The sequence below is a fragment of the Stenotrophomonas sp. TWI819 genome, from assembly GCF_039673075.1.
In the GTDB taxonomy this organism is placed as follows: Bacteria; Pseudomonadota; Gammaproteobacteria; order Xanthomonadales; family Xanthomonadaceae; genus Stenotrophomonas; species Stenotrophomonas rhizophila_B.
The window spans coordinates 211,030-226,235 of record NZ_JBDJKY010000004.1 but is presented as its reverse complement, the minus strand read 5'-3'; the positions used below and the strand labels follow the sequence as shown (position 1 = coordinate 226,235).

The window sequence follows — 15,206 nt, the reverse complement described above, 5'->3', positions numbered from 1 at the left end:
AACACCATGAAAGTATCGATTCGATCCGTCGGCCTTGCCGCCAGCCTGTTCCTGCTGCTCCCCACCTCGGCCATGGCGCAGAGCACCGATCGTGAGGCGGTGGACAAGGTCATGCAGACCTTCATGCGCGCCTACATCACTGCCGACAACACGTTGGCCAAGGACGTCTTCCGCGCAGACGGCGTGATGATCGGTTACTCCGAAGCCCGTGGCAGCGCGCTGCAGATGCGGACCGGGGAACAGTTCGCCGAGGGCTTCAACGGCAAGCCGGCGGCCAACGAGGCCCAGCGCAAGCGCCGCTATGAAATCGTGGACATCGCCACCAACCTGGCGGCCGTCCGCGTGATGCTGGACTACCCCGGCTGGGACGGCGTGGACTACGTGGTCCTGCTCAAGACCGATGGCCAGTGGAAGATCATGAGCAAGTCCTGGACCGGCCAGATCAAGCCCTGAGCCGAACCTGGCAGACGGGACGCCATCGCTTCCGGGAGCTACCCGGAAGCGATGCGCGCCTGCATCCTGCCTGGGCTCAGTCGGCGCTCAGGTTGGCTGCGAAGAAGCGGGTGAGTTTGTCGAACGGAATCCGATCAACACGGTCATAAAGATCCACATGTCCTGCACCCGGGACGAGATACAGCTCTTTGGGCTGCCCGGCCAGCGCGTAGGCCTTCTGGCTGAACTCCAGCGAGTGGGCCTCGCTGCCGGCGATGAACAGCATCGGGCGTGGCGAGATCGTTTCGATGTCATTGAATGGGTAGAAGTTCACGAAGCGGACTTCGCTGGTCAGCATGCGGTTCTGGGTGGTCTCCAGCGTGCGCCCCTTGGGAATGGCGATACCACGCGGGGTACGGTAGAACGCCCAGAACTCGCGGGTCACGGGATCGGCATCGGCGGGCAGCTGGGTGGGAAGATAGTCGAGGAAGATTCCCTTGCCGGTGGTGAACTCGGTGTAGCGCTGCTCGGCCGCCTTGGCCAACATCGCCTTGCGCTGTTCCAGCGACACCGACTGGCCCAGACCATTGCGCGTCACGTCGCCCATGTCATACATGCTGACCGTGGCAATGGCGCGCAGCCTGGGATCCATCTTGGCCGCGCTGATGGCGAAACTGCCGCTGCCACAGACGCCGAGCACACCGATCCGCGTGCGGTCGATGAAGTCGCGGGTCCCCAGGTAATCCACTGCGGCACTGAAGGCTTCGCTGTACATCTCCGGGGCGACCAGATTGCGCGGCTCGCCGTCGCTCTCTCCCCAGAAGGGCAGATCGATCGCCAGGGTCACGAAGCCCTGCTCGGCCAGCTTCTGCGCATACAGCATGGAGCTCTGCTCTTTGACCGCCCCCATCGGGTGGCCGACGATCACCGCGGCCGACGCGGTGGCGTTCGATGCCGCCTTGGGCCGCACCAGATTCCCCACCACCTCCATGTGGTACTGGTTCTTGAAGGTCACCCGTTCAATGGTGACCGTGTCACTTTTGTAGAAATTGTCTGCACCGGTTGGCATGGTGGCTCCCAGGGTCGTGAAGGAACTGGCGGCCAGCGCCAGCAGCAGGGCAAGTCGTTTCATGAGAGGTACTCAGTGAGAAATGCGGGGCGTTGGTAGGCCGGACCCACGGTAGCCCTCCGCAACCACCGTGATTAGCCGTAGGAATGCGGAAGGCGTACTGAGCTCTGCTCACAAATCGCGGTGATACTGTGGGCATCGCGCCCGACTCCTGATGCGGAATCAGCAATGGCTGTCCTGAAAACCAACGATCTGCAGGCGTTCCTGGCCGTCGCCAGGGAGCAGAGCTTCACCAAGGCTGCGGCACGGCTCGGGGTCTCCGCATCGGCGCTGAGCCACACCCTGAAACAGCTCGAAGCGCGCCTGGGCGTCCGGCTGCTGGCCCGGACCACGCGCAATGTCGCGCCCACCGAAGCGGGCGAGCGGCTGATGCGCTCGATAGGCCCGCATTTCGACGCCATCGGCGAGAGTGTGGATGCGCTCGGCGATCTCCGTGACCGCCCTGCCGGCACCCTTCGCATCACCTGCAGCGACGATGCCATCGAGATGGTGATCCGGCCCAGGCTGGCGACGTTCCTGGCCGCGTACCCGGACATCACGCTGGAGTTCTACGTGGACTACGGATTCACCAACGTGGTCGAGGAACGCTTCGACGCGGGCATCCGCCTGGGCGAGGCACTGAGCAACGACATGATCGCCGTCCGCATTGGTCCGGACTGGCGGCTGGTGGTGGTGGGCTCGCCTGCGTACTTCCAGCGCCATCCCAAACCCCGTACGCCGTACGAGATCACGGGGTTGCCCTGCGTCAACATCCGTCACCGGCCCGCAGGCAGCATCTATGCATGGGAGTTCGAAAAGGACGGCAAGGAATTCAGCGTCAAGGGAGAGGGGCAGCTGGTGTTCAACAGCATGTTCCATGTCATCAATGCCGCCGTGGATGGCATTGGACTGGCGTATGTGACCGAGGATCTTGCCGCGCCCTACCTCGCCAGCGGCCAGCTGGTGCAGGTGCTGGACGAGTGGTGTCCGCTGTTTTCCGGCTACCACCTCTACTACCCCAACCGCCGGCAGGGATCGCCTGCGTTTGCCGCCCTCATCAACGCGCTGCGCCATCCAGCACTATGACGTGCGGGTGCGCGCGGCAAGTGCAGCCAACAGCGAACCGACAAGCAGCACCGCCGCGCTGACGATGAAGGTCGCGCGGTAGCCACTGCCGTCGAAAAGCAGCCCGCCCACCGTGGAACCCAGCGCGATGGAGAGCTGCACGACCGCCACCATCAGCCCGCCACCGGCCTCGGCATCATCCGGCATGGACCGGGCCAGCCATGCCCACCAGGCGACCGGTGCAGCAGTGGCCACCAGGCCCCAGGCAGCGAGAAGCACGAAGGCCATGCGGCTGGAGTGACCGAAAACGGTGAGCCCCACCGCGATGGCCGCCATGACCAATGGGATGATCATCAGCGGCAGGTACACGTTCTTCCTGATGCAGCTCCCGATGAGCACGGTGCCGATGAAACCGGCCACCCCCAGCGCGAGCAGCAGCATCGACAGCGTTCCCACGCTGACCTGGGTCACCGTTTCAAGGAACGGGCGCAGGTAGGTGAACAGCATGAACTGACCGCTGAAGAACACCCCGACGGCGGCCATCCCGCGCAGCACGAGCGGGCGCCGGAGAACAGCGAAGATGCTGCCGGTCGCCTGCCGAGGCGCCGGCTTCAGTGCAGGAAGACTGATCCATTGCCACACCAGTGCGATCACGGCGATCGGCAACAGGCACAGAAAGGCGCCGCGCCAGCCGATGATGCCGCCGAGGTAGCTGCCCAACGGGGCTGCCACGACCGTCGCCAGCGCATTGCCGCCATTGAAGACGGCGAGTGCCTTGGGCACGCTCGCGGCCGGCACCACCCGTATCGCGATCGCGGCCGACATCGACCAGAAGCCGCCGATGACCACACCGATCAGCGCGCGCCCGATCATGTAGACCGGATAGCTGGGGGCGAGGCTGACGATGACACCGGAGATGCCCATCAGCACGGTGAGCAGCAGAAGCAGTGTCTTGCGGTCGAGGTCACCTGCGATGCGGGCAATGCACAGGCTGGTGATGACGGCGAAGGCACCGGAGATGGCGATCCCATAGCCGGCCCATCCTTCGGTAACACCGAGCGAGGTGGCGATGGGCGTCAACAGACTGACCGGCATGAATTCCGAGGCGACCAGGCAGAACACGCACAGGGTCATGGCGAAGATGCCGGCCCAGTGCGCCGGCGCGGCGGCAGCGCGATGCGCGTCGCTCTGCGCGGGGAGGGAGGTGGCGACAGGGGGCATGGGGAGCACTCTCTGGAACAGGAATGGCGTTGCCGCCCTGCACAGTGCGCAGGGACGAGACAGGGACGTGGCGTTGGGCAGCGCGGACGATGCGCGACAGAACCCGGACGTGCTTTCAGTGGGCGCCATGGTGGCCCACGCAGCGGGGACTGATAAGCCGCCCCCGGGTTCATGGACTACTGAGGTTTTCTCAGCAGTGCGTCATCACCGCGCCATCGAAGCGCTTCGACCAGCAGCGCGAACGCCGGCGAGTTCTGGCGCCACGCGTGCATCGCCCGTTCCAGCCGCTTGTCTGCCAGCGCGTCGGCGGCATTTCCTACCATGCGATGAACGTGGGCCACGGCTTCAATCGCCACGCCGCCGCCTGCGCATCCGCCAACATCCCTCTACCGCAACGGTCCCGCTCAGTTTTCAAACAATCACTTGAAACACGCGTAACTTCGTCGAACTGGACACGATCCACCAGTTCCGCCAGACTCCGCCCTTTCCTGTTGTTCGGCACCCATGGCGAAACTGCTGGTCCTGCATGGCCCCAACCTCAACCTGCTCGGCACGCGCGAGCCGGGGGTCTATGGGCACACCACGCTGGCGCAGATCGACCAGGCCCTGCTGGCCCAGGCGCAGGCCGCCGGCCATGCCCTGGAGAGCCTGCAGTCCAATGCCGAGCACGTGCTGGTGGATCGGGTGCAGGCCGCCCGCGTTGACGGCACGGCCTTCATCCTGATCAACCCGGCGGCCTTCACCCACACTTCGGTGGCCCTGCGCGATGCGCTGGCCGCGGTGGACGTGCCGTTCATCGAGATCCACCTCTCCAATCCGCATGCGCGCGAGCCCTTCCGCCAGCACAGCTATTTCAGCGACAAGGCGGTCGGGGTGATCTGTGGGTTCGGGGCGGACAGCTATCGCTATGCGATGGATGCGGCGCTGACCCGGCTGGCGGCCACCTCCGCGTGATGACGCTGCCGCGTGTCCTCGCCAGCGTCGCGCTGTGGGGCTGCCTGTGCGGCGCCGCCATCGCCGCTGATCGCAGCGCGGAAGGCATCGACTGCGCGCAGCCGAGCGGCACAATGGAATCGGACCTGTGCGCCTCGGATGTGGCCAGCGAGGCCGATACCGAATTGAACGCGGTGTACGCCCAGGCGCGCCAGCAGTTGCGCAGCCAGGCGGCCGAAGGCGCCTGCACGCACTGCGCCGATGCCGAAAAGCAGCTGATCCTGGCCCAGAGGGCATGGATGCAGCTGCGCGATCACGATTGCGATGCGGTCTACGCCTTCAACGCCGATGGCACCTCGCGCAATGGCGCGCAGATGCACTGCCTCACCACCCTCGCGCGCGACCGTACGCGGCAGCTGCGCGATTTCTACGAATTGCTTTGACCCGAGCGCATCGCGCTTCCCACCACACTGACACCACGAGCTAAAGAGGCCCCTATGGATCTCCGCAAAATCAAGAAACTGATCGACCTGCTGGAAGAGTCGAACCTCGCCGAAATCGAAATCAAGGAAGGCGAAGAGTCCGTGCGTCTGTCGCGCGCGCCCGTCTCCGGCTACGGCATGGTCCAGGCCCAGCCGCAGATGATGATGGCGCCGGCACCGGCCCAGGCCGCTGCCCCGGCAATGCCGATGCAGTCGCCGACCGAAGCCTCCACCGGTGGCACCGCCAAGGCCGGCAACGCCCTGCCCGATGGCCACGTGCTGCGCGCGCCGATGGTCGGCACCTTCTATGCCTCGTCCTCGCCGGACAAGCCGGCCTTCGTGTCGGTCGGCCAGGCCGTCAAGGCCGGTGAAACGCTGGCGATCATCGAAGCGATGAAGATGTTCAACCCGATCGAAGCCGATGTCTCCGGCACCATCGTCGCCATCCTGGGCGAAAACGGCCAGCCGGTCGAATTCGACCAGCCGCTGTTCGTGATCGGCTAAGGATTAGTCCATGCTCGACAAAGTCGTTATTGCCAACCGAGGGGAGATCGCGCTGCGCATCCTGCGCGCGTGCCATACCCTTGGCATCCGCACGGTGGCTGTGCATTCCACGGTCGACCGCAACCTCAAGCACGTGGCCATGGCCGACGAGTCGGTCTGCATCGGTCCGGCACCGTCCTCGGAGAGCTACCTCAACATCCCGGCCCTGATCGCAGCGGCGGAAGTCACCGACGCCCAGGCCATCCACCCGGGCTACGGCTTCCTGTCGGAGAACGCCGACTTCGCCGAGCGCGTGGAAGAATCCGGTTTCATCTTCATCGGCCCCAAAGCCGACACCATCCGGCTGATGGGCGACAAGGTGGAAGCGATCCGCGCGATGAAGGCCGCCGGCGTGCCGTGCGTGCCCGGCTCGGGCGGCCCGCTGACCGACGACATCGTGGCCAACACCAAGATCGCCCGTGAGATCGGCTACCCGGTCATCATCAAGGCCTCCGGTGGCGGTGGCGGCCGTGGCATGCGCGTGGTGCACGCCGAAGCCTCGTTGAAGGCGGCGATCGAGACCACCAAGTCCGAAGCCAAGGCCGCTTTTAGCAACGATCAGGTCTACATGGAGAAGTTCCTGGAGAATCCGCGTCACGTGGAGATCCAGGTCCTCGCCGATGGCCAGGGCAATGCCATCCACCTCGGTGAACGCGACTGCTCCATGCAGCGCCGCCACCAGAAGGTGGTGGAAGAAGCGCCGGCACCGGGCATCACCGCCGAGCTGCGCGAAGAGATCGGCAAGGTCTGCGTGGAAGCCTGCATCCGCATCGGCTACCGCGGCGCGGGTACCTTCGAGTTCCTGTTCGAAGGCGGCCGTTTCTACTTCATCGAAATGAACACCCGCGTGCAGGTGGAGCATCCGGTGACGGAGATGGTGACCGGCATCGACCTGGTCTGCGAGCAGCTGCGCATCGCCGCCGGCCAGAAGCTGTCGATCAAGCAGAGCGACGTGGTGCTGACCGGTCATGCGATCGAGTGCCGCATCAACGCCGAAGACGCCGAGACCTTCGTGCCGAGCCCGGGCCAGATCACCGCGTTCCATCCGCCGGGTGGCCCCGGTGTGCGTGTGGATACCCACATCTACAGTGGTTACCGCGTGCCGCCGAACTATGACTCGATGATCGGCAAGCTGATTGTGCACGGCCCGGATCGCGAGACGGCGATCGCACGCATGCGCGTGGCGCTGAGCGAGCTGGTCGTGGACGGCATCAAGACCAACGTCGCGTTGCAGCAGCGCATCATGCGCGACAAGGGCTTCCAGGCCGGTGGGCAGAACATCCACTACCTGGAAAAGCGCTTGGCCGAACGCAAGAACAAGTCGATCGCGTTGACCTGATCGCTTGCTCTGCGCGGTATGCCGGACAGCAGAAAGGCGGGGATCTCCCCGCCTTTTTGTTTGCCCGCGGCGCGCTGCCGCTTCAGCCGAGCCCACCGGCGAACCGCCGGACGAGGTCGGCGGCAGCCTGCGGGTTGGCCTGCAACAGCAGGTGCGGGCCGACCACGCTGTGCTGCTGCGCGTGCGGCAGCAGTGCTGACCACTCGCGCTGCGCGCGCGCAGGCAGCAAGCGGTCATCCGAGGCGTACAGACACAACACCGGTACCGCGACATCGGGCGCGGACGCACGCATGTCCACCTCCAGCACGGCACGCAGGCGCGCCCGCAAGACCTTCACGCCCACCTGGGCCAGCGCCTTCTGCAACGCATCGCGCATCGCCGGCGTCGCCCAACGGCCGAGCAGCCACCATGACAACGCCGGCGACGGCATGCCCCGCATCGGGAGCCAACGCAGCAGCGGACGCAGCGCACGCCCTACCGGCCAGTGCGCGCGGGCAAACGTGGTGGTGAGGATCAGCCCTTGCAGGCCGCGGGGTGCGCGGGCCGCCACCGCCAACGCCAGAGGGCCGGAGAACGACTCCCCCAACAGGACGAACGGCACATCGCGCGGCAGCGCGGCCTGCACGAAGGGAAGCAGTTGGCGATAATCCAACGGACGGTCGTGCGGATAGGCAATGACCGACGTCGCCATGCCTCTCGCCGCCATCGCATCGATGAAACCGTCATGCAGCGTGCCGGTGGCATCCATGCCCGGCAGCACGATCAGCACAGGCAGGTCGGACATGGCCGCCCCTGCCGGAAGGTCACTTGGCGGTATCAGCCGCAGTGACCTGCGAGTTCTTCACCGGCTCCACGCCCAGCGACGAGGTCGGATCCACGATCACCATCGTTTCGGTGGAGCCATCGGGCCACACCACCTGGAAGGTACTGCCGCTGGGCAGCGAAGCGAACGGCATGCCACTCTGCGCGCGGTACACCGCAGCGACCTGGCTGGCACCGGCACGACGCACTTCGGCATCGGCCTTGACCGAGGTCAGCTGCACTTTGGACAGGCTTCGGTAACGATCGTCGTAGGTGTCGATCATCACCAGACCCACCGCTCCGGCCGAGTACGCCACGAACAACGCCACCCAGAACCAGAATTTGGCACCGTGCAGAATTCGACGGTAATTCATCGCCCATTCCTCTGCTTGACCAGCTCTTCGACCAACACGTTCATTTTCCCCGCACCTTGCCGCGATACCGCGGCGTCATACACAAAAGTGGCAAAGTCCTGCCCACCGTCCTGCGAACAGATCCCTCCGTTCGCGCAGAAATTGTTCATCAGCACGCTGTCCGGCCCGCAGGCCATGCCCAGCTCGCACGCTGCCAGCCGCCACGCCAGTTCGCTGAACTGATCGCCAGCCACCAGGCCACTCATCGCGTTGTCACCGCTGGCGCGCTGGCCCATGCCCGGTGCCAGCGCCATGAAGGCTTCCGGATCCCGCGAGTCCATCACCCGCTCGACCAGCCCGCGACGATAGTCCGGTGCGTTTTCCAGCGGATGACCTTCGGCGAACAGCGAGGCCTCGGCGGCGAGGTTGCCGGCCTTGGCCGATTCCAGCCGCTGCGCCAGGATCAACGGCCGGCCCAGGTTGTCGCTGCTGACAAAACCCGCGCAACGGCGCGAGACGCGTTCGCGCGCGGCGACCATCGGTGCCGACGCGCTCATGCCCAGCCCGGTCAACAGCGTGTTGTCGAGCTGGTAGCCACCCGGGTCCATCGCGTACATGGCGCAGTAGTCGTAGACGCGGCTGATCATCCACCCGGCCTCGGCGTTGCCGTTGGCGGCCTGCAGCTGCAGGCGCTGTGCATAGGCGAACAGATCGGTATCGCCTTCGATATCGGCGCGCAGGTCCAGCGGCAGGCCCGATGCCACAGCGGTGCCGCGCTCGCTGCCGAGCAGCCGGCGGGCCAGTTGCCGCGCTTCGGTCGGGACCGCCGTCGGCGCGTTGCCGGCCTGCGGCTCATCCATGTGCGCAGCGGCCTGATCGGCATGCAATACCCGATCGCCCGCGCGGTAGCCCACCACCCCCAGCAACGCCAGGGCCGGTACGACCAGCAACCAGGTTTTCAGGGTCGGCACGAGCGCCATGGGCATAAGTCACAGGCTGTCGGCGATGGACAGCAGAAATCCAAGTTTAGCAAGCGGCCGCAGCAGTGTCTGAACCGGCTGTCCGGCCGGTCTTACCGGCCAGCGAGACGCCCGCACCTGAGCGGCGCCGGGACCATCGGCCCGCACTGGTCTAACATGCACGGTTTTCCGCCGGTCCCTGCCCCCATGCCCTTCCTGGAACTCACCCTGCACTGCACCGAAGCCACCCAGCCGCGCTATGAGAATGCGCTGGACGACGTGGGCGCGCTGGCGGTGACCCTGCTCGATGCCGATGCCGACACCAGCAACGAGCGCGCGATCCTGGAACCGGGCGTGGGCGAGACCCCGCTGTGGAACGATCTGGTGCTGACCGCGCTGTTCCCGGGCGACACCAATGCGCTGGCCCTGCTGGCCGCGCTGGATGCCTTCGATCCCGGCCTGGACTGGGCCAATGCCAGCTTCCGCGCCGTGGCCGACGAAGACTGGGAACGCGCCTGGATCGACCAGTTCCAGCCGATGGCCTTCGGTGAGCGCACGTGGATCGTGCCGTGGAACCATGAACTTCCAGAGGCCGCGCAGGCCGAGGATGCCGCCGTGGTCCGTCTGGATCCGGGTCTGGCGTTCGGTTCGGGCACCCATCCGACCACGGCCCTGTGCCTGCGCTGGCTGGACGGCCTCGCCGCCGAGGGTGCGCTGGCCGGCAACACCGTGCTCGATTTCGGCTGCGGCTCGGGCATCCTCGCCCTGGCGGCGCTGAAGCTGGGTGCCGCGCGCGCGGTCGGCGTGGACAACGACCCGCAGGCGGTGCTCGCCACCGGTGACAACGCCGAGCGCAATGGGCTGCAGGACCGTGTGCAGGTCTATCTGCCGGACGACGAGCCGCAGGCGACGTATCCGGTGGTGGTGGCCAACATCCTCGCCTCGGCGCTGGATGCACTGGCCGACGTGCTGGCCGCGCGCGTGGCACCGGGCGGTCGCATCGCGCTGTCGGGCATCCTGCATGGGCAGGAAGACGAACTGCTGGAGCGCTATGCCCCGGCCTTCGAGCAGCTGGCGGTGGCGCAGGACGGCGATTGGATGCGCATCACCGGCGTCCGCCGTGCTTGAATAGCCCGTCTCCTGCCCGGTCCCGTGCCCATGTCCGAGCCTCCGATGCCGCCGCGACGCCCGATCGCCACGTTCCTGCGTCCGTCGCCGGAGGCGCCGGCCGATCCGGCTGAGCCGTCTTCGTTGTCCCACGACGAGGCGTCGGCGTTGCCGACGTCGCCCGTGGACGATGGCATCGCGCCGTTGGCGGTGGAACAGGTGATCGATGCACAGCCGGTGCACGCGCCGCAGCGCCCGGCGCAGGCGTTCGAACTCGACCTGCCACCTCCATCCGAACGCGCGCCCGTGGCCGACGCCGGGTCAGCGGCCACGTCGCCTGCTGACACGGCAGCGCCATCGATAGCGCCGCCGGAGGATGCCGACGCCCTCACTGAGGACGCGCGCAGCAGCGCCACCGCGGCCATGCCGCCAGCCGACGCCATCACTACGCCGAGTTTCCTGCGCCTGCCCGGTGCGCGCCTGCGCACGCCGCGCTGGCAGTGGGGCATGGTCGCCGGGCTGGCCGCCGTGCTGCTGGTCCAGATCGCCGTCGCCGACCGCGATCGGCTTGCTGCCGATGCCGGCACCCGCCCGTGGATCGCCGGGCTGTGCAGCGTGCTGCGCTGTTCATTGCCGGCCTGGCGTGAGCCGGCGGCCTTCAGCATGCTCAGCCGCGATGTGCGCCCGGTTCCGGGCCAGGCCGGCGCGCTGCAGGTGCAGGCGAGCATCCGCAACGATGCCCGCTGGGCACAGGCCTGGCCGTCGCTGCGGCTGTCGCTGTCCGATGCCGATGGCCGCGTGATCGGCACCAATGTGTTCGGCCCGGCCGACTATCTGGACCGCGCCACGGACCCGGCCGCTACGCTGGAACCGGGGCAAAGCGCGCAGATCGCCTTCCGCGTGCGCGAGCCCGCGGCCTCTACCGTCGCATTCACCTTTGAGTTCCTCTGAGGCGCCGTCGGCGCCGCCGGAGCGTGGCAGGCAGCCGACGCACGCGCTAGACTGGCCCCATCACCATTCCGCCGTGGGCTGTTGTCCGCCCTGGCTCTTGCACCGGGAAACTCCTTGAACGCTGTCCTTTCTCGTCCTGACAACAGTCGTGGCGCGCCCAAGCCACCCCTGCGCGAACACGTGGCCCAGTCGGTCCGGCGCTATCTGCGGGACCTGGATGGCTGCGATGCGGACGATGTCTACGAGATCGTGCTGCGCGAGATGGAGATTCCGCTGTTCGTGGAAGTGCTCAACCACTGCGAAGGCAACCAGAGCCGCGCCGCGGCGATGCTGGGCATCCACCGCGCCACCCTGCGCAAGAAGCTCAAGGAATACGGCATCGCGACCTGATGCCAGCGGGGCACGCGCGTCGTGCCTGGCGGGAGAAGGCCGGATCGAGCAGCCCTCGGTACCGGCCTTCGTCGTTTCTGGGGCCATGCCAGCGCCACTGGCCTACACTATGCCCCCGCTCCGCTTCGATCTCCTGCCCCCATGAGTTCCGATCTGCTGCCCGTGCGCCGGGCCCTGCTGTCCGTTTCCGACAAAACCGGTCTGATCGACCTGGCCCGCGCCCTGGCGGCGCGCAACGTGGAGCTGCTCTCCACCGGCGGTACCGCCAAGGCGATCCGCGAGGCCGGCCTGGCAGTGAAGGACGTGGCCGACGTCACCGGCTTCCCGGAAATGATGGACGGCCGGGTCAAGACCCTGCACCCGATGGTGCACGGCGGCCTGCTCGGCCGTGCCGGACTGGATGACGCGGTGATGGCCGACCACGGCATCGGCGCGATCGACCTGCTGGTGCTGAACCTGTATCCGTTCGAGTCGGTCACTGCCAAGGCGGACTGCGCGCTTGAAGATGCCGTGGAGAACATCGACATCGGTGGCCCGGCGATGCTGCGCTCGGCGGCGAAGAACTTCGCCCGCGTGGCCGTGGCGACCGACCCGTCGCAGTACGCCGAGCTGCTGGCCGAGCTGGATGCCAACGACGGCAAGCTCTCGGCCGCCAAGCGCTTCGCCTTCTCGGTGGCCGCGTTCAACCGCGTGGCACAGTACGACGCGGCGATCAGCAATTACCTCTCCGCCGTGACCACCACTGACACCGCCGTGCCGGTGCGTGCGGAGTTCCCGGCGCAGATGAATTCGAACTTCGTGAAGGTGATGGATCTGCGCTACGGCGAGAACCCGCACCAGAGCGGCGCGTTCTATCGCGACCTGTACCCGGTGCCGGGCACGCTGGCCACGTTCCAGCAGCTGCAGGGCAAGGAACTGAGCTACAACAATCTGGCCGATGCCGATGCCGCGTGGGAATGCGTGCGTCAGTTCGACGTGCCGGCCTGCGTGATCGTCAAGCACGCCAACCCGTGCGGCGTGGCCGTGGGCGCCGGCAACGGCGATGCCTACGAGCTGGCCTACGCGACCGACCCGACCAGCGCCTTCGGCGGCATCATCGCCTTCAACCAGCCGCTGGACCTGGCCACCACGCAGGTGATCCTGGACCGTCAGTTCGTTGAAGTGCTGATCGCCCCGGATTATGAGCCGGCCGCCTTGGAATACGCCACGAAGAAGGCCAATGTGCGCGTGCTGCGCATTCCGCACGGGCAGGGCCGCAACAACTACGACACCAAGCGGATCGGTTCGGGCCTGCTGATGCAGAGCGCCGACAACCGCGGCATGAGCCGCGACGAACTGACCGTGGTGAGCAAGCTGGCGCCGACCGACAAGCAGTTCGCCGATCTGCTGTTCGCCTGGAAGGTGGCCAAGTTCGTCAAATCCAACGCCATCGTCTACGCCAAGGACAACCGCACCATCGGTGTCGGCGCCGGCCAGATGAGCCGCGTCTACTCGGCGCGCATCGCGGGCATCAAGGCCGCCGATGCGAACCTGGTGGTGGAAGGCTCGGTGATGGCCTCCGATGCGTTCTTCCCGTTCCGCGACGGCATCGATGCCGCTGCTGCGGCCGGCATCAAGGCGGTGATCCAGCCGGGTGGCTCGATGCGCGACAACGAAGTGATCGCCGCGGCCGACGAGCATGGCCTGGCGATGGTGTTCACCGGCGTGCGTCACTTCCGCCACTGATGCCCGGATCGACACGGATGTCTCCACGGCAGCGCACCCGCCTCGCAGCAGTGGTGATCGCCACCGCTGCAGGGTTGACCGGCTGTACGCCGGCCAGTGAACCGGCACCGCCCCCGGCAGTGCCCGATGCGGCTGCGGCGAAGGCCGCCCCGCTCGCCCACGTCAGCCGCACGGAGCGCCTGCTGGCCTTCCTGACCGAGCGCTACGGCAAGGCCGCCAGGCTCTCAGGAAAATGGCGTGGCAGCTGGACCCAGGACGGCGACACCCGCCTCACCGATTGGCATGTGTGTGCCGAGCAACCGGTGGTGACCGGCGACAGTTGGCAGCAGCTGTTGACTGTCTGCGGCTCACCCCTCGAGAATGCCCACCCGGACCCGGGCGCGATCGACTTCTTCGTGCTGCGCCCCGAGGCGGACCGCTTTACCGTGGCCGCCGAGCTGACCGGGCAGAACTTCGGCAGCCAGGGTGAACCCGGCACGGTGCAGATTCTCCGCGCCGGCAGCGACTTCTACGGTTTCCGCATCGAGCATGGCTGGTTCGGCCAGGGCTATTCGCTGATCACGCAGACGCTGGTGCTGCCTGGCCCGAATGGGCTGGTGGAGGCCGGCGGGATGCGCAGCCATATCGACAACAACGCGGCCTACGACTGCGACGATGCCGATGCGGAACCGGAGTGCCAGGCGCGGCTGTTCAATCTCGATTTCACCTTGTCCTTCGACAGCCGCGATCCGGCGGCGCGACAGTGGCCGCTGGTGATCGAAGAGACCGGCCTGGGGTGTGGCGGGCAGCCGGTGCAGCGCGAACATCGCTTCACCCTGGACCCGAAGTCGTGGACGTATGCCTTCCCCGAAGCGCTCCAGCGCGAAGGGTGCGAGTGATCCGTTCGTGGGCACTGGCAGGTGTGGCGCTCGCGCTGCTGGCCGGCTGCGAGCGCACACCTGCGTCTTCCGAACCCGCCAAACCACAGCGTGTGCTCATCACCACGCCGCAGCCGGAAGACATCGTCCGGGTCAGGGGCGATCACACCCAGCGCCTGCTGGCCTTCCTTCGCACGCGCTATGGCGACAAGGCCGTCCTGGATGCGCCGTGGAAGGATGCGTGGGAGGACACCGAGGTCGAGGCACTACGCCCGGTCACCCGCAGCGTGTGCGCGCGTGACACGGTCACGGCCGACGGTCATGAGCAGACCCTGCTGGCGGTGTGCCAGACCCTGGACGACGCAGCCACGGTCGAGCCGGGCCGGGTCGATCTGTATGTGCTGCGCGTGGGCAAGGACGACGAAGAGGCCAACCGCGGCGGCATGTTCGCCCCACTGCCGGCCAAAGATCCGCTGCTGGTGATGGCCCAGCGCCTGCAGGGCCCCTACGGGCGTCACGGCGCACCGGGCACGGTCCAGATCGCGCAGCTCGGCCCGCAACGCCATGCCTTCCTCATCACCCATGAGCAACACCGGCGCGGCCATCGGCGCGTCTGGCGCAGTTACATCGCCGAGCACAACCATCGCCTGCGCGATGTCGCCCAGTACCGCGACCACCTCGACAATCTCGCCCTGCACGGCTGTGATGGCAATCCGGCCGACTGCGGCGCGGGCGTGTTCGCGGTCGACTTCAGCACGACGGTGGGCGACAGCAACGCCGTGGATGGCTACTGGCCGCTGACGGTGCGTGCCAGCGGCCACGACTGCACGGGCCCGGCGACCGAGTTCTACCACCTCATCTTCGATGCCCGGCAGCGCGCGTATCCGGTGCCGGATGACCTCCTGCGCGACGGCTGCGCCGACAGCTGAGGCCGTGGTTG

General features: G+C 66.9%; 18 protein-coding genes. 12 read left to right on the top strand and 6 right to left on the bottom strand.

Translation table 11 applies throughout. The annotated features are described in order from the left end of the window. Positions 1 to 6 precede the first annotated feature (6 nt). On the top strand, positions 7 to 453 hold the full coding sequence (locus ABE463_RS07615) for a nuclear transport factor 2 family protein (protein ID WP_346467731.1): 447 nt from the start codon (positions 7 to 9) through the stop codon (positions 451 to 453). A gap of 76 nt (positions 454 to 529) precedes the next feature. Here ABE463_RS07615 and ABE463_RS07610 read toward each other — a convergent pair whose 3' ends face one another. Further along, positions 530 to 1,564 carry an alpha/beta hydrolase gene (locus tag ABE463_RS07610; protein ID WP_346467730.1) on the bottom strand — a complete coding sequence of 345 codons (1,035 nt, stop codon included), beginning with the start codon at positions 1,562 to 1,564 and terminating at the stop codon, positions 530 to 532. Positions 1,565 to 1,729: 165 nt separating this feature from the next. On the opposite strand from ABE463_RS07610, the gene ABE463_RS07605 reads away from it, so the two are divergent. Beyond that, the gene (locus ABE463_RS07605) at positions 1,730 to 2,626 is read left to right on the top strand and encodes a LysR family transcriptional regulator (protein WP_123730014.1); all 897 of its coding nucleotides are present in this window, start codon (positions 1,730 to 1,732) and stop codon (positions 2,624 to 2,626) included. Here ABE463_RS07605 and ABE463_RS07600 read toward each other — a convergent pair. After that, entirely contained in the window at positions 2,621 to 3,826 is a 1,206-nt protein-coding gene (locus ABE463_RS07600) for an MFS transporter (protein WP_346467729.1), read from the bottom strand. The two genes, ABE463_RS07605 and ABE463_RS07600, sit on opposite strands and share 6 nt — an antisense overlap. Before the next feature lie 176 nt (positions 3,827 to 4,002). Further along, a complete protein-coding gene (locus ABE463_RS07595; RefSeq protein WP_346467728.1) occupies positions 4,003 to 4,182 on the bottom strand; it encodes a hypothetical protein in 180 nt (59 codons plus the stop codon). A 148-nt stretch (positions 4,183 to 4,330) separates the two neighbouring features. On the opposite strand from ABE463_RS07595, the gene aroQ reads away from it, so the two are divergent. From aroQ to accC, 4 genes are read left to right on the top strand one after another with little or no spacing between them, the layout of a single operon-like run. Next, on the top strand, positions 4,331 to 4,780 hold the full coding sequence (gene aroQ / locus ABE463_RS07590) for a type II 3-dehydroquinate dehydratase (RefSeq protein WP_346467727.1): 450 nt from the start codon (positions 4,331 to 4,333) through the stop codon (positions 4,778 to 4,780). Beyond that, positions 4,780 to 5,202 (top strand): lysozyme inhibitor LprI family protein, encoded by a 423-nt coding sequence (locus tag ABE463_RS07585; protein WP_346467726.1) that lies wholly within the window; start codon positions 4,780 to 4,782, stop codon positions 5,200 to 5,202. Before aroQ ends, ABE463_RS07585 begins: the two co-directional genes overlap by 1 nt. A gap of 54 nt (positions 5,203 to 5,256) precedes the next feature. Next, positions 5,257 to 5,745, top strand: coding sequence for an acetyl-CoA carboxylase biotin carboxyl carrier protein (accB, locus tag ABE463_RS07580; RefSeq protein WP_019183531.1), 489 nt, complete (start codon positions 5,257 to 5,259; stop codon positions 5,743 to 5,745). Between the two features lie 10 nt (positions 5,746 to 5,755). Beyond that, a complete protein-coding gene (gene accC, locus ABE463_RS07575) occupies positions 5,756 to 7,123 on the top strand; it encodes an acetyl-CoA carboxylase biotin carboxylase subunit (protein WP_346467725.1) in 1,368 nt (455 codons plus the stop codon). A gap of 82 nt (positions 7,124 to 7,205) precedes the next feature. Here the strand turns inward: accC and ABE463_RS07570 are convergent, their stop codons facing one another. The 3 genes from ABE463_RS07570 to ABE463_RS07560 are packed head-to-tail and all read right to left on the bottom strand — an operon-like array spanning position 7,206 to position 9,257. Then, a complete protein-coding gene (locus ABE463_RS07570) occupies positions 7,206 to 7,907 on the bottom strand; it encodes an alpha/beta hydrolase (RefSeq protein ID WP_346467724.1) in 702 nt (233 codons plus the stop codon). A 19-nt stretch (positions 7,908 to 7,926) separates the two neighbouring features. Continuing rightward, complete coding sequence (locus tag ABE463_RS07565) at positions 7,927 to 8,298, bottom strand: hypothetical protein (RefSeq protein ID WP_346467723.1); 372 nt, start codon at positions 8,296 to 8,298, stop codon at positions 7,927 to 7,929. Continuing rightward, complete coding sequence (locus ABE463_RS07560) at positions 8,295 to 9,257, bottom strand: hypothetical protein (protein ID WP_346467722.1); 963 nt, start codon at positions 9,255 to 9,257, stop codon at positions 8,295 to 8,297. Before ABE463_RS07560 ends, ABE463_RS07565 begins: the two co-directional genes overlap by 4 nt. Before the next feature lie 186 nt (positions 9,258 to 9,443). Here ABE463_RS07560 and prmA point away from each other — a divergent pair, with 186 nt between their 5' ends. From prmA to ABE463_RS07530, 6 genes are all read left to right on the top strand, one after another. Next, positions 9,444 to 10,364, top strand: coding sequence for a 50S ribosomal protein L11 methyltransferase (gene prmA, locus ABE463_RS07555; RefSeq protein ID WP_259258887.1), 921 nt, complete (start codon positions 9,444 to 9,446; stop codon positions 10,362 to 10,364). 30 nt (positions 10,365 to 10,394) lie between these two features. Further along, positions 10,395 to 11,294, top strand: coding sequence for a DUF3426 domain-containing protein (locus ABE463_RS07550; RefSeq protein ID WP_346467721.1), 900 nt, complete (start codon positions 10,395 to 10,397; stop codon positions 11,292 to 11,294). Positions 11,295 to 11,408: 114 nt separating this feature from the next. Continuing rightward, positions 11,409 to 11,684 carry a DNA-binding transcriptional regulator Fis gene (gene fis / locus ABE463_RS07545; RefSeq protein WP_038685853.1) on the top strand — a complete coding sequence of 92 codons (276 nt, stop codon included), beginning with the start codon at positions 11,409 to 11,411 and terminating at the stop codon, positions 11,682 to 11,684. A gap of 141 nt (positions 11,685 to 11,825) precedes the next feature. Next, positions 11,826 to 13,409: a bifunctional phosphoribosylaminoimidazolecarboxamide formyltransferase/IMP cyclohydrolase gene (purH, locus tag ABE463_RS07540; protein WP_259258885.1), complete on the top strand. Its 1,584-nt coding sequence runs from the start codon at positions 11,826 to 11,828 to the stop codon at positions 13,407 to 13,409. Positions 13,410 to 13,426: 17 nt separating this feature from the next. Then, positions 13,427 to 14,287, top strand: coding sequence for a hypothetical protein (locus ABE463_RS07535; RefSeq protein ID WP_346467720.1), 861 nt, complete (start codon positions 13,427 to 13,429; stop codon positions 14,285 to 14,287). Further along, positions 14,284 to 15,195, top strand: a complete 912-nt coding sequence (locus ABE463_RS07530) for a hypothetical protein (protein WP_346467719.1) — start codon at positions 14,284 to 14,286, stop codon at positions 15,193 to 15,195. The genes ABE463_RS07535 and ABE463_RS07530 overlap by 4 nt, the downstream gene beginning before the upstream one ends. Positions 15,196 to 15,206 lie beyond the last annotated feature (11 nt).

Bases quoted from the DNA above. Each gene is read 5' to 3' on its own strand.
- prmA (WP_259258887.1), top strand. From the start codon at position 9,444: ATGCCCTTCCTGGAACTCACCCTGCACTGCACCGAAGCCACCCAGCCG.
- accC (WP_346467725.1), top strand. From the start codon at position 5,756: ATGCTCGACAAAGTCGTTATTGCCAACCGAGGGGAGATCGCGCTGCGC.
- ABE463_RS07615 (WP_346467731.1), top strand. From the start codon at position 7: ATGAAAGTATCGATTCGATCCGTCGGCCTTGCCGCCAGCCTGTTCCTG.
- ABE463_RS07585 (WP_346467726.1), top strand. From the start codon at position 4,780: ATGACGCTGCCGCGTGTCCTCGCCAGCGTCGCGCTGTGGGGCTGCCTG.
- aroQ (WP_346467727.1), top strand. From the start codon at position 4,331: ATGGCGAAACTGCTGGTCCTGCATGGCCCCAACCTCAACCTGCTCGGC.
- accB (WP_019183531.1), top strand. From the start codon at position 5,257: ATGGATCTCCGCAAAATCAAGAAACTGATCGACCTGCTGGAAGAGTCG.
- purH (WP_259258885.1), top strand. From the start codon at position 11,826: ATGAGTTCCGATCTGCTGCCCGTGCGCCGGGCCCTGCTGTCCGTTTCC.
- ABE463_RS07610 (WP_346467730.1), bottom strand. From the start codon at position 1,564: ATGAAACGACTTGCCCTGCTGCTGGCGCTGGCCGCCAGTTCCTTCACG.
- ABE463_RS07565 (WP_346467723.1), bottom strand. From the start codon at position 8,298: ATGAATTACCGTCGAATTCTGCACGGTGCCAAATTCTGGTTCTGGGTG.
- ABE463_RS07570 (WP_346467724.1), bottom strand. From the start codon at position 7,907: ATGTCCGACCTGCCTGTGCTGATCGTGCTGCCGGGCATGGATGCCACC.
- ABE463_RS07535 (WP_346467720.1), top strand. From the start codon at position 13,427: ATGTCTCCACGGCAGCGCACCCGCCTCGCAGCAGTGGTGATCGCCACC.
- ABE463_RS07605 (WP_123730014.1), top strand. From the start codon at position 1,730: ATGGCTGTCCTGAAAACCAACGATCTGCAGGCGTTCCTGGCCGTCGCC.
- ABE463_RS07560 (WP_346467722.1), bottom strand. From the start codon at position 9,257: ATGGCGCTCGTGCCGACCCTGAAAACCTGGTTGCTGGTCGTACCGGCC.
- ABE463_RS07600 (WP_346467729.1), bottom strand. From the start codon at position 3,826: ATGCCCCCTGTCGCCACCTCCCTCCCCGCGCAGAGCGACGCGCATCGC.
- ABE463_RS07550 (WP_346467721.1), top strand. From the start codon at position 10,395: ATGTCCGAGCCTCCGATGCCGCCGCGACGCCCGATCGCCACGTTCCTG.